Here is a 13,229-nt window from a genome sequence, read left to right as displayed (position 1 = left end):
CTGGAATGGAGTTCAGATTGATGAAGCAACACTACGTTTGCCAATTTAACCCGACAGAACTGGCTGCCACGCTGGCACCCTTGCAAGGAGGCAAGCTGACCATACTGCTGGCCGAACAGGATTGCGCTCAGGTCCCCCTGTTGCAGCAGTTGTGCCGCGACTTCAACATCGCCCTGGATGGCGCCATCTTCCCCCAGCTGATCGGTGCGCAAGGATTGTTGCCGCAAGGGGCCTGGCTACTGCCCAGAGCCAACCCCTATCACGCCACACTGCTGCCCCTGACACCGCAGGCCAGCGCAGCATCCCTTGCCCAACTGATTGCGGAACAGGTGGAGAGCATGCTGGCCACCTGGCCAACCCCTTCGCAGCCACCAACCCTGTTTCTGACCTTCGACAACCTCATTCCCAATATCGCCTCCATTCTGGATGAGCTTTATCTGCAACTGGCCAATCGCGTCAACTATGCCGGCGCCAATGCAGGCAGCAGCAGCTTCACCCCCCTTGCCTGCCTGTTCGACAATCAACGGCAACTTGCCTACGGGGTCACCTGCACGCTGCTGCCCAGCAACAGCTTTCCCTTTCTGGAACATGGTTATCAACTCTCAGCCCAACCAATGCTGGCCACCAGCAGTGAAGCGAACCAGATTGCCTACATCGACTGGCAACCGGCCTTTCAAAAATATCAGGGGCTGATCCGCCAGCAATTCCAGCACACTATTGTGCGCGAGGAGCTCTACCGTTTCGTGGTGCACATGCCACTGGGCCTGTTGCGGGCCAACGGGGATGTGATTGTCAGGATCCCCGTCGAGGCAAACGATGACGGCGCCCTGCTCTGCGCCGGCGAGGTCGCGGAGTACAGCATCCTCACCCTGCTGAAGGCGCCAGAGAGTGCCACCGAGCATGCCTGCTCACTGGCCAGGCGCCTCAACCAGCAACAAACCCTCACCCGGGCACACTTGCTGGAGGTCTACTACTGCGCGGGACGCCAGCTGCACTTCGACCAGCAGACGGTGACCGAGCTGCGCACCCTGCTGACCCACTCGGGGGCCGGCGATCTGGCAGGAGCCCTCTCCCTTGGCGAAATTGGCAGCGTGCGCCATGGGGATTACCCCCAATTTCATAACGGCGCCATTCTCTGTAACGGGGCATTGATATGAACAACGACCACGCCATGGCCATCGTCTGCGATCTGGCGCTCTGCATCGGGCGTGAAGTCACTCTGGATGCGCTGCTCACCAAGGTACTGCAACGTTTTATGCATCACTGCGCCACGCCGGTTGGCGCGGTATTGCAGCAACAACGGGAGGGATACAAGCTGCTCAAGGTGATCGGCGACGAGCAGCTGCGCCAGCACACCGGCACCACCCTGCCACTGCCTGGGTGGGTCAGCGAGGAGGAGCACTGCCTGCTGCAACAGACGCTCCCCCTGCCGGGCAGCCGCCCCTACCAGTTTGCCTATCGGCTCAAGGTTGAAGGGGGTTATCTCATCTTGCTGCTCGCCCCCCAGCCACATCAGCAGATCGTACCGGTCTGCCATCTGTTCAGCCCGGTGCTCGGCAACCTGGCCCGCGCCATTTCCCTGTGCAAGGACAGCGAGCTGCTCGCCCTGCGTCAGCAGGCCGAACTGAAGGATCTGAAACACTTCAACGAATCCCTGCTCAAGGCCATCCCGATCCCGGTGTTCTACAAAGATATCGAGGGGCGGTTTCTGGGCTGCAACCAGGCCTTCAATCAGGTGATCGGCCTCGGCAAGGAGGCGCTGCTGGGTCGACGGGTCGAGGAGCTGCTGCCAGTCGGGCTTGCCGAGGCCTACAGCATGCGGGAAGCCGAGTTGCTGCGAAGTCGCCAGCCCCAGTGCATCGAACAGCAGTTGCATGACCGCAATGGCATGCGCTATCAGGTCATCTGTTTCAAGGATCTCTTCTATGACCATCAGGGGATGGTTGCCGGCATCATCGGCACCCTGGTCGACATCACCCGCCTCAAGGAGAGCGAGCGCCACCAGCGTGACCTGCTGTTCCAGACCATCAGTGCCCTCGCCAGCGCCATCAGCCACAAGGATCGCAACAGTGCGGGCCATGAGCTGAGGGTGCGCGATTTGGCACTGGCCATCGGGCAGGCCATGCAACTGCGGCAAGAGCGGCTGGATGCGCTGGGACTGGCGGCCATGGTGCACAATATCGGCCTGCTGCAGATCCCCACCGAGATCATCACCCGCCCACGTGAATTACGGCCGGTGGAGTTCGAACTGATCAAGCAGCACCCCCTGGCCGGCCACGATATTCTCAAACAGATCGACTTCCCCTGGCCCATCGCCACCATAGTGCTGCAGCACCACGAAAACCTCGATGGCAGCGGCTATCCGCAGGGGCTGGCGGGCAACGCAATTATCCTGGAGGCGCGCATTATCCGGGTGGCCGACTCGCTGATCGCCATGACCTCCCATCGCCCGTTTCGCCGGGCCATGCCTCTGAGTGACGCCATTGCCGAACTGACCCGCTATGCCGGGATCCATTACGATGAAAAAGTGGTCAACAGCTGTATCGTACTCTGGCAGACCGGCTACCACTTCGGCCCTCCCATCAGTCAACTTGCAGACAAGGCGGGATAAGATGTCCGAACTCCTCACCTCCTGTACACACCCCCAGCCACTGACCGATGCGCTCCCCTCCTCGGCGCTGTTGCTGACCCAGGTGATGGATCAGCTTCCCTATCGGGTGCTGCTCAAAGACACCCGCTTCAGCTACATCGCGGGCAACCGCCTGCTGGCGGCGGATCTCGCCCTCTCCCCAGAGGCACTGGTGGGCAAGAATGACTGCGATTTCTTTCCTCCCGAACTGGTACAGCGCTATCGGGAGGATGACGCCCGAGTCATGCGCGAGGGGATACACCAGCACATCGAAGAGCCCTATCTGAAGGGGGGAGAAGCCCGCTGGCTCAGCACCACCAAGTTTCCCCTGCGTGATGAGGCGGGGGTCATCGTGGGGGTCGGCGTCTTCTTCGAAGACATTACCGAGCAGAAGTGGCAGCAGGAGAAACTGCAACAGTACAGCTGGACCCAGCAGGCGATCAGCCGCGCCCACCACGCCCTGCTCAAACCGGGCGATGAGCCACAACTGCTGCAGGATATCTGCGATGCCATCGCCGTCGATGACCGTTTTCCGCTGGTCGCAGTGCTGCAAGGCCAGCCCGAACTCGCCCAACCGCCGAGGATCGTGGCACAGGCAGGCAGTGCCGATGCCTCGGAGCAAACGCTGTGGTTGAACGATGAGGCCCTCACCCAGGCCATCCTCCACCAGCGGCGCCTCAATCAGGTGATCTTCCACGAGCGGCCCCATACCGGCCGCCACCCGTTGCGCTCCCGCCTGCTGATCCCCTTGCCACTGCAGGAGGATCAGGCCGGTGCGCTGATCATTCACAGCGACCAGCCACGGTTGTTCAGCCAGGAAGAGGAGCAGCTCTTCATCCAGCTGACCGACTACCTCACCTATGGCCTGCAGGCGCGCCATACCCAGCAGGCTTATCTGCGCTCGCAACAGGAGAAGATCTTCCATGCCCGCCAGCTGGAGCTGGCACTGGAAGATGCGCTGGGTGCCATCGCTGCCGTGCTGGAGCAGCGCGATCCCTATACCGCTGGCCATCAGAAACATGTGGCCAAGCTGGCCCAAGCCATCGGCCGGGAGCTCAGGCTGGAAGAGAAGCGGCTGCGGGGGATCTATCTGGGCGCCATGGTGCATGATATCGGCAAGATCCAGGTGCCGGCCGAGATTCTCACCAAACCGGAACGCCTCACGCCGCTGGAGTTCGAGCTGGTCAAGGAGCACCCCGCCATCGGCTATCTGGTGCTCAAGGATATCGACTTCCCCTGGCCCATCGCCCGGATGATCCACCAGCACCACGAGTATCTCGATGGCTCCGGCTATCCGCAGGGGCTCAAGGGAGATGAGATCCTGCTGGAGGCCCGCATCCTCACCGTCGCCGATATCGTCGAATCCATGTCCTCGGATCGCCCCTATCGCGCCGCCCTCGGCATTCCCCAGGCCCGTGAGCAGATCATCCAGATGCGCGGCCATCAGCTCGATGCGGATGTGGTGGATGCCTGTCTGCGGATCCTCGACCGGGGAGACTTTATCCCCCAACCGCTGGGCTAACCCAGCGCCACCTCCTGCATGATGCTCCGATTGATAAAGTAGCGATGGCAGAACAGCAGAAAGTCCTGCAGCGGCAAAGGCCTCGAGTAGAAATAGCCCTGAATTTCATCCACCCCGATGCTCAGCACCGCCTTCAGCTCATCGTTGTTTTCCACCCCTTCCGCCACCACCCGCACACCGAGTTGATGAGAGAGGCTGGTGATCGCCTCGACGAACAGGGCCTGACGGGTGTCATTGTCGATGGCCGTGATAAATGAGCGGTCGATCTTGAGCTTGTCGAAATAAAGTTCCCGCAAATAGGAGAACGATGACCAGCCGGTACCGAAATCATCAAGGGCCACCCGCACTCCGATCTGACGCAGGGTGTCGATGATTTGCTTGCTCAGCTCGATATCATCCAGAGCAATCGTTTCGGTCAGTTCGACGATCAGCTGTTGCAGGCTTAGCGGCCCCTCTCTCATGTTCTCATCCAGCTGGGCTGCCAACCCCATAGTGAACATGGAACTCGAGAGGTTGACCGAGATCTCCAGCGGTTCAATCAAGTCGCTCGGGAAAGTGGCGAGATCAAGCTGCAAGCGCCGGAAGATCCATAACCCGAGCGCCTCCCCCAGCCCGTTATCTTCCGCCAGCGAGATGATATCGAGGGGCGGAATAAACCCGTACTCCGGGTGATTCCAGCGGATCAGTACCTCAGCCCCCAGTCGCACCCTACCTTGACCACGGACAATGGGCTGATAGTAGAGGCTCAACTGCAAATTGCTGTGGTGCTGGATCAGCTCGCGCAACTCGGTCGACAAACGGCGGTTACGCAGATAGTGCTGATACATGCTGCTGGAGAAAACCACGTAACGATTCAGCCGCTTGCGCTTGGCACTGTCGAGGGCGATATCGGCAAACAGCAGCATCTCCTCCGGCGTGTGTACCGGTCGCACGTACTGGCTGATCCCCATAAAGACCCGCACCCGGTGGGCGGGATCGGTCGCCAAGGCGAGCCCGGCAAGTTCGTTACGCAGCTGCTCCAGAAATGGAAAGCGCAAATAGGTGGGCATGGCGCCGGAAATAATGATGGCAAACTCATCGCTACCGGTGCGGGCGGCAAAGATACCATCAACCGATACCACGCGGATCCGCTCTGCCAATTGTGTCAGCAATACATCCCCCACCTCGTAGCCCAGGCTGTCATTTACCTCCCTGAAATGGCCAAGATCCACCAGACAGACGGTCACGCTGCTGCGCCCCCCTTTATGTCCCGTCAGCTGCTTGAGGTGTTTGATCAGGGAGGCCCGATTCGGCAAGCGGGTTAGCGCATCATTCCACGCAAGAAAGTGCTGGTGGCGCACTTCGCGAAACAGCATCAGCAGCATCACCACGGTCGCCAACATCAAGAAAGCCAGAATGAAGAAGTTTTGGATACGCGACGAGTTGAGTACCTCCCGCTGGGCAATAGCGGATGGACCGGTGAAATTTTTCACCATCACATCGCGGATGGCAACCAGATCCCGAGCCAACTCCTCGGTGAAACGAGCAAGTTCTTTCGAATCTCGCTCTCCACTGACCACGGCCTGCTCATACTTCTCGAACAGGGCCATGATCTTCCCTACCGCTTGTTCAGCACCAAAGCGAGCTCGGACCTGCTTTGCCTCTTCACCGTGCAGGAAGACATCGAGGCGGTTCCAGGCAATATCAAAACGCTTGTTCATCTCTTTCTGACTGGTCGAACCGGTGCGATAGAGAGAGAGCGCCTCATCAAAGCCACGGATTTCCAGCTCCAGCTGCGCCAACGCCCAGGCGGAGAGCTGGGTATAGCGGGTCACAGCATTAAAAGCACGGTCATAGTTCCAGACCGACCAGATGGCGACCCCCAAAAAGGCAGTCACCATCAGGATCAAGCTCAGAAACTTGCCGCGCAGCATCTTATTTGCTCTCAATCGCCGTCAGTTGCCACACCATCCGGCTGTGATAGAGCTCCTTGTTCAGCTCCGGGTGATCAGAGAGGGGATAGATGATCCAGAGCGGCCCCTTGTTGCGCAGGGTCAACGCCTTGCCATCCTGCTTCTCGGCCAGCAGTACCGCATATTTATCTCCATCTTCCAGCGGCACAGCTGCCCAGTAGTCATTGATGGCGACTGCCTTGACCTCCCCGCTCTTGAGACCATACATCTTGACCAGATCTCGCAGCAGCACGCCACGATAGGTGTGATCCCCCTCGGTCCACGGGGTCTGGGTCTTGACCTCTGTCTGAGGTAAGGCCTCAAACTCGGCCCGGGTCAACACGACCTCCCCTTTACCATTGCAACAGCCATCCCCCTTGATCTTGAGGAAGGGATCATCAGCCAACACCATGCCAGAAACAAGACAGCCGGATAACAGCAGCATCCTGCCAAGCCATCCACCCATGATAGACCTCCGTATCGTACTGTTTGTTTTATTGGTTTCACTCTGCCCAGCTACATGGCAACGGCAGAGTCACAATGCAAAACAATGTTGCTGCAACCAGCTCACCACAACAGGCAACCAGCATCAGGCTGTACCCGAATGCCACCAAAAGCATGGCATCCTGGCTACGAATGTCACAACTGCATCGGAAAATATTCATGTCCCTTTGGCTCTCGACCTGGCTTGTGGAACAGAAATATGACCCCCACACAGGCAAACTGACGGTACAGTCCCTATCGCAGATACAAAAAAAGGCCGCTCAATGAGCGGCCTTCTTCATAACGGGATCAGCAATCAGCTTTCGCGACGCTTGCCACCGAATTTGCGATCTTTGTTGAAGCCACCTTCACGGCGCTCCCCGCTCTTGTTGAACGGACGGTCGCCCTGGGGACGGCGATCCTTGTTGAAAGGACGGTCGCCACGGAACGGACGATCACCACGGGGCGGACGGCTGCTGGTGTTGCCACCGGCCGGCACTTCGGTGTAGCGAGTGATCTGCAGCGGACGCTGGCAAACACGGGCTTTCTTGATCACTTCCAGTACATCGGCGGTCATGCCTTTCGGCAGATCGACGGTGGAGAAGTCATCAGCGATGTCGATGTTGCCGATGAAGCGGCTCTCGATATTCGCTTCGTTGGCGATGGCGCCCACGATCTGGCCCGGCTTGACGCCGTGATGGGCACCCACATCTACGCGGTAGCGCTCCATCTCCACATCCGGGTTGTCTTTCAGCGGACGCGGCTCCAGGGACGGCATGCGACGGGCAGGACGATCGCCACGGTCACCGAAGTCACGACCGCCACGGTCATTGAAGTCACGGCGCTCGAAGCCACCACGATCGTTGCTGTTGTTGAACAGCGGATCCGGAATGGAGTCATCCAGCAGCAGCGGTTGGTCACCCTGTACCAGCTTGGCCAGTGCAGCAGCCAGCTCCAGCGGATCGGCAGAATCTTCTTCAATCAGCTCGTTTACCAGGTTGTGGTAGATCTCGAGCTCTTCACCCATCATGGTTTCGCGGATGCGCTCTTTGAACTTGGCCAGACGATGCTGGTTGATGTCCTCAGTGCTTGGCATCTTCATCGGCTCGATGGCCTGACGAGTTGCGTGCTCGATGGCGCGCAGCATGCGACGCTCGCGGGGAGCCACGAACAGAATGGCTTCACCTTTACGACCGGCACGACCGGTACGACCGATACGGTGAACGTAAGATTCGGTGTCGTACGGAATGTCGTAGTTCACTACGTGAGTGATGCGCTCAACGTCCAGACCACGGGCGACAACGTCGGTGGCGATCAGGATATCCAGCTGGCCTTGACGCAGCTTGTCGACGGTACGCTCACGCAGTTTCTGCGGGATGTCGCCATGCAGCGCTTCACAGGCGTGACCACGGGCGGCCAGCTTGCCAGCCAGCTCTTCGGCAGCGTTCTTGGTTCGTACGAATACCAGCAGGGCTTCGTAGGATTCCACTTCCAGCAGACGGGTCATGGCGTCCAGCTTGTGCAGACCGGTTACCTGCCAGTAACGCTGGCGAATAGTGGTCGCGGTAGCAGTCTTGGAGGCGATCTTGATCTCTTTGGGCTGCTTCAGGTGCTTCTGGGCCACGCGACGGATCTGCTCCGGCATGGTGGCAGAGAACAGGGCAACCTGACGAGTGCTCGGGCACTGCTCCATGATCCAGTCCACGTCGTCGATGAAGCCCATACGCAGCATTTCATCAGCTTCGTCCAGTACCAGAGCTTTCAGGCCGGAGAGGTCCAGGTTCTTGCGACGGATCAGGTCCATCACGCGGCCCGGAGTACCGACGACAACCTGGGCACCGCGACGCAGGGCGCGGGTCTGGGTTTCGTAGGAGGCACCGCCGTAGATGGGCAGTACGTGGAAATCAGGCATGTGGTGGGCGTAGCGTTGGCACGCTTCAGCCACTTGCAGCGCCAGTTCGCGGGTAGGCGCCAGCACCAGGATCTGGGTGTTGCGGTTACCAGCTTCCAGACGAGACAACAGAGGCAAGGCAAAAGCAGCGGTCTTCCCTGTACCGGTTTGCGCCTGCCCCAGCAGATCGTGTCCCGCCATCAGGTGGGGAATTGCTGCGGCCTGGATCGGTGACGGGCGCTCATAGCCCACGTCCTGCAGCGCTTTCAATACAGGCGCGGCCAGTCCAAGCTCACTAAAAAGGGGCAGTTGTTCGGTATCAGACATAGATTCTTCCAGATTAAGGCAGGCGGCTAACACCGCGGAATAGCAAAAAGGCGGCGATTATAGCGCCACTTTGTTCTGCTGTCTTGAAAAATGTGATAAGCCTCTCAAGACGTTGGCAATTATAGAGGGATCTGACGAGTATGGCTTGCTTATTTTGCACTCATAGTGCGTTATTGCAGATCACTCCTCGCTGGAGTCCTTGCCCCGCTTGTGTTTGAGCACCGCCATGGTCAGCCGACTGGTGCATAATAAACGCTCACGTTCGTCCCGAATTTCAATCTGCCACACCTGGGTTGTTGCTCCCAGATGGAGCGGCGTGCAACGCCCGGTCACCACCCCTTCCCGCTTGGCTCGCAGATGGTTGGCATTCACCTCCAACCCCACACAGTAGCTATCTGGCCCGACCGCCATATTGGCGGCAATCGATCCCAAGGTTTCCGCCAGCACCACGGATGCACCGCCATGCAGCATGCCCAGGGGCTGGTGAGTGCGATGATCCACCGGCATGGTCGCTTCAAGCCAATCGGTGCCAAAAGCCGTGTAGACGATATCGAGATGGGCCATCAGGGTGTTGCGAGAGGTGGCGTTGAGCCCCTCCAGACTCATGGGTTTACGCCAGATGGGCGCAATATCGTGACTCATTGCGAGCAGACTCCTTTGTAAGCGATGAATGCGTACCGATATGGGTGAAACGCCCTCCATCGGCAAAATGGTTCGGTTATATGAGTTGTTGGTTACCGGGTGACGTGGTAACAACGCAGCCCCGCCCGGAGCTGCGTGTTACACAATCATGCCCTTAAGCGGGATGTCACCAGGGGTAGGTAACGCCGGGCCACTCGGACCAAGGCACTTCTCGCCCCGGCAGACGGGGTTCTGGCCACTGCCACACCCTGGCGAGCCAGTCGCGCAGCTGAATCTCCAACTCCTCATCCGTGATAGGCGCCTCGGCCACCTTCCAGAAGAAGAGCTCCACCGCTACCTCCGGCAACACCGAGGGGTAGAGATAAACCCCACCCCAAAATTGCGGCTCCCGATCCGGACTCCAGAGGCCATAGGCGAACGAGCGCTTGGCCAGAAACTCCGACTGCTGCCACTCCAGATCTCCTTCGTGCTGGCTCAGGCTGAAGTTAGCGGAGGGCCAGATATCGTTCGGCCGAAACAGCTGATGGAGCTGCTCGCGCTCGCGCAACATGGCAACAAACTCCACCACCGCCTGAGCGGGAGTGGCGGGTAACAGCAAGAAACGTGGGTGCCGATAGGCCTTCGGCACCCTAAACCGCTTGGGAAACGTCAGCATCAGAGCAGCTCCAGCAGGGCTTGCAATGGATGTTTGAGCTTTTCCCCCTCCATCCGCTTGACCTGACTGCGGCACGAATAGCCAGTTGCCAGACAGCGCGCTTTGGGTAGACGGGCTAGCGGGTCAGCCCAGCTCAACCCATAAATGCCCTTGGAGTTCTCCACCTGTTTGACATCGTGACCATAGGTGCCCGCCATACCGCAGCAACCCACAGAGACCGGCTGCAAGCTGGCCCCGAAACGGCCAAACAGGGTGCTCCAGTCACCGTGAGTGGAGGGCTTGGCGGTCTTCTCGGTGCAGTGGGCAAACAGATACCAGGGCTCGCACCCCTCCCCGCTCTTGGTCTTGTCGGTTCGAGCAGGCAACTGATCTGCCGGCAGCGAGAGCAGCCACTCCTGCGGCAACAACACCTGAAAATCGCCGCGAGCCGACCCCAGCACCTTGGCATACTCGTCGCGATAGCAGAGCACCATGGCCGGATCCACCCCCACCATGGGAATGCCAAGCGCCGCCACCTTGTTGAGGAACTGGGCGCTGTTGGCCGCGGTACGGGCAAAGGCGCGCAGGAACCCCTTGATATGCTGGGGTTTACCGTTGGGTTTAAAGGGCAGCAAGTAGGGCTGGAACCCGAGCTTGCTGGCGAGTTTCACCAGGTCGCGCACCACAGGGGCGTCGTAATAGCTGGTGAAGGGGTCCTGCACGATGAGCACAACCTGCTTGCGCTGCTCGGCACTCATCCGCTCCAGACCCGGCAGATCAAAATAGCGGGCGCGGTTGTCATGCAGGCTCTCGGCCAAGGTCGGCACCGAGAGCAGCGGCACATCGACCATGCCGATGCTCTTCTCGGTCGCCTTCTGGGCCCACTCTTTTTCGAGGAAAAAGTTGACCAGCTTCGGCGCCTTGGCAAGCAACGGCGCATAGCTCTCCACCGTGCCGACGAAGTAATCCTTGGGGGCGCGCAGGTAGCGGCCATGATAAAGCTGCATAAAGCGGGCGCGAAAATCGGGCACATCCACCTTGATCGGGCACTGGCTGGTGCACGCCTTGCAGGCCAGACAGCCAGCCATCGCCTCCATCACCTCGTGGGAGAAATCATACTCGCCGCGCTGTTTGGCCCAGCTGTTGCGCACCTTGTCCACCAGCTGTTTGAAGCGCACACCACCGGATTGCAGCGCCACCTCTTCCGCTAGCGGATCGAAGCCCTGCTCCGCCAGCTGACGCAACCATTCACGCATCAGACCCGCCCGCCCTTTGGGGGAGTGGCGGCGATCACGGCTGATCTTGACCGAGGGGCACATGGGGGAGTCGGTCTCGAAGGTGAAGCACAGACCGTTGCCGTTGCAATCCATGGCGCGGGTGTAGCTGGTGCGCACCGCGAGCGGGATCTGGCGGTCATACTTGCCACGCTTGGGGCCATCCACCGACACCAGCTCGGCGCCGCTACCGTAGGGGATACAGATCTTGCCCGGGTTGATGCGGTTGGCCGGGTCGAACGCCCCCTTGACCCGCTGCAGCTCTTCCCACAGCTCGCCAAAGAAGGCGGGGCTGTATTCGGAGCGAAAGCCCTTGCCGTGCTCCCCCCACATCAGGCCGCCATATTTGGCGGTGAGCGCCACCACCTGATCGGAGATACGCCGCAGCAGCACCTCCTGCTCGGGATCGCACAAATCCAGCGCCGGGCGCACGTGCAGCACACCGGCATCAACGTGGCCAAACATGCCGTAGTCGAGGCCGTGGGCGTCCAGCAGGGCACGAAACTCCATGATGAAATCGGCCAGTGACTCTGGCGGCACGGCGGTATCTTCAGTGAAGGCCACTGGCTTCTTGCGTCCTTCGGCGTTGCCAAGCAGCCCCACCGACTTCTTGCGCATGGTGTAGATGGTTTCGATGCTCGGCAGGTGGTCACACACCTGATAGCCGATAATCCCGGCCTCGCCCTTGGCCAGCAGCTCGTCGATACGACGGCACAGCTCTGCCACCTTGGCCTTGTGTTCTGCCTCGTCGGTATCGGCAAACTCGACGATGTTGAGCCCCTGCAGATCCTTGCCGGGCACATCCTGAATAAGTTCTTTCACCGAATGCCAGATGATGTCGGCGCGGGCCAGCCCGAGCACCCGGGAGTCCACCGTCTCCACCGACAGCGCTTGGGCCTCAACCATAAAGGGGGCGTTGCGCAGGGCGGAGGGGAAACTGTCGTACTTGACGTTGACCAGGGTGCGGTAGCGCGGGATTGGCGTGATATTGAGTTTGGCTTCGGTGATAAAGCCGAGAGACCCTTCAGATCCGCACAGCACCCGGCTGACATCCAGCGTGTCGGTATCGGGTTGATAGAGGTGCTTGAGATCGTAGCCGGTCAGAAAGCGGTTGAGCTTGGGGAAGGTCGCCTCGATGTCGGCGCGGCGCTCCTTGCCGATGCGATAGAGGGTGCGATAGATCTCCCCTTCTCGATTCTCCAGCGCCAGCTTGTCGGCCAGTCGCTCACCGGTCAGCGGCTCGGTGGCCATCAGGTCGCCGTTCTCCAGCACCGCCTTGAGCCCCAGCACGTGATCCGAGGTTTTGCCGTAGACCAGCGACCCCTGCCCCGAGGCGTCGGTGTTGATCATGCCGCCTAAGGTGGCGCGGTTGGAGGTGGAGAGATCCGGCGAGAAGAAGTAGCCGTGGGGCTTGAGATAGGCGTTGAGCTGGTCTTTCACCACCCCGGCCTGGGCGCGTACCCACCCCTCCTCCAGATTAATTTCCATGATCTGGTTCATATAACGGGAGAGATCGACGATAATGCCGCCGCCCAATGACTGGCCATTGGTGCCGGTACCGCCACCACGAGGGAAAAAACTCAGTGAGGCGAACGCCGGCTCTGCGGCCAGCTTGAGCATTGCTGCTATGTCGTCCGCACTGCGCGGATAGAGAACCGCCTGAGGTACTACCTGATAGACGCTGTTATCCGTCGCCATCGCCAACCGGCTTGCATAAGACTTTTCGATATCACCACGAAATGCGCTGCGCTCTAGCAACTCAAGAAACTGCAGGGTTGTGGGTGACAAACTGTCCTGGTAATCGAGTCTCGGGATCATGAATCCTTGTTCCCATCCTTTGCTTGATGCCGGCACGCCGGCGACAACGACTGGCCAGCCGCCTGTCAATGGCAGTCA

Annotated in this window: 9 protein-coding genes; 3 read left to right on the top strand and 6 right to left on the bottom strand. The window is 59.7% G+C overall.

Features of this window, described 5'->3' with window-relative positions; all coding sequences use genetic code 11:
- Window positions 1-20 precede the first annotated feature (20 nt).
- From AB5Y84_RS14480 to AB5Y84_RS14470, 3 genes are read left to right on the top strand one after another with little or no spacing between them, the layout of a single operon-like run.
- Window positions 21-1,157, top strand: coding sequence for an FIST signal transduction protein (locus tag AB5Y84_RS14480; RefSeq protein WP_368177228.1), 1,137 nt, complete (start codon window positions 21-23; stop codon window positions 1,155-1,157).
- A complete protein-coding gene (locus AB5Y84_RS14475) occupies window positions 1,154-2,611 on the top strand; it encodes an HD domain-containing phosphohydrolase (RefSeq protein ID WP_368177227.1) in 1,458 nt (485 codons plus the stop codon). The genes AB5Y84_RS14480 and AB5Y84_RS14475 overlap by 4 nt, the downstream gene beginning before the upstream one ends.
- Before the next feature lies 1 nt (window position 2,612).
- Window positions 2,613-4,151, top strand: coding sequence for an HD domain-containing phosphohydrolase (locus AB5Y84_RS14470; RefSeq protein ID WP_368177226.1), 1,539 nt, complete (start codon window positions 2,613-2,615; stop codon window positions 4,149-4,151).
- On the opposite strand, the gene AB5Y84_RS14465 is transcribed toward AB5Y84_RS14470, so the two are convergent.
- The 6 genes from AB5Y84_RS14465 to AB5Y84_RS14440 all read right to left on the bottom strand — a co-directional run bounded on the left by AB5Y84_RS14465 (window position 4,148) and on the right by AB5Y84_RS14440 (window position 13,151).
- Window positions 4,148-6,064 carry a putative bifunctional diguanylate cyclase/phosphodiesterase gene (locus tag AB5Y84_RS14465; protein ID WP_368177225.1) on the bottom strand — a complete coding sequence of 639 codons (1,917 nt, stop codon included), beginning with the start codon at window positions 6,062-6,064 and terminating at the stop codon, window positions 4,148-4,150. The genes AB5Y84_RS14470 and AB5Y84_RS14465 overlap by 4 nt on opposite strands.
- A 1-nt stretch (window position 6,065) precedes the next feature.
- The gene (locus AB5Y84_RS14460) at window positions 6,066-6,548 is read right to left on the bottom strand and encodes a molybdopterin-dependent oxidoreductase (protein ID WP_103251610.1); all 483 of its coding nucleotides are present in this window, start codon (window positions 6,546-6,548) and stop codon (window positions 6,066-6,068) included.
- Window positions 6,549-6,881: 333 nt separating this feature from the next.
- On the bottom strand, window positions 6,882-8,783 hold the full coding sequence (locus AB5Y84_RS14455) for a DEAD/DEAH box helicase (protein WP_047438936.1): 1,902 nt from the start codon (window positions 8,781-8,783) through the stop codon (window positions 6,882-6,884).
- A gap of 180 nt (window positions 8,784-8,963) precedes the next feature.
- Entirely contained in the window at window positions 8,964-9,425 is a 462-nt protein-coding gene (locus AB5Y84_RS14450) for a hotdog fold thioesterase (protein WP_064336666.1), read from the bottom strand.
- 166 nt (window positions 9,426-9,591) lie between these two features.
- A complete protein-coding gene (locus AB5Y84_RS14445) occupies window positions 9,592-10,080 on the bottom strand; it encodes a hypothetical protein (protein WP_058058504.1) in 489 nt (162 codons plus the stop codon).
- A complete protein-coding gene (locus tag AB5Y84_RS14440) occupies window positions 10,080-13,151 on the bottom strand; it encodes an FAD-binding and (Fe-S)-binding domain-containing protein (RefSeq protein ID WP_368177224.1) in 3,072 nt (1,023 codons plus the stop codon). The genes AB5Y84_RS14445 and AB5Y84_RS14440 overlap by 1 nt, the downstream gene beginning before the upstream one ends.
- Window positions 13,152-13,229 lie beyond the last annotated feature (78 nt).

Source organism: Aeromonas sp. s11, assembly GCF_040907945.1.
In the GTDB taxonomy this organism is placed as follows: domain Bacteria; phylum Pseudomonadota; class Gammaproteobacteria; order Enterobacterales; family Aeromonadaceae; genus Aeromonas; species Aeromonas veronii.
Note: the sequence above shows the minus strand (reverse complement) of the source record. Positions and strands in the feature narration are given on the sequence as shown.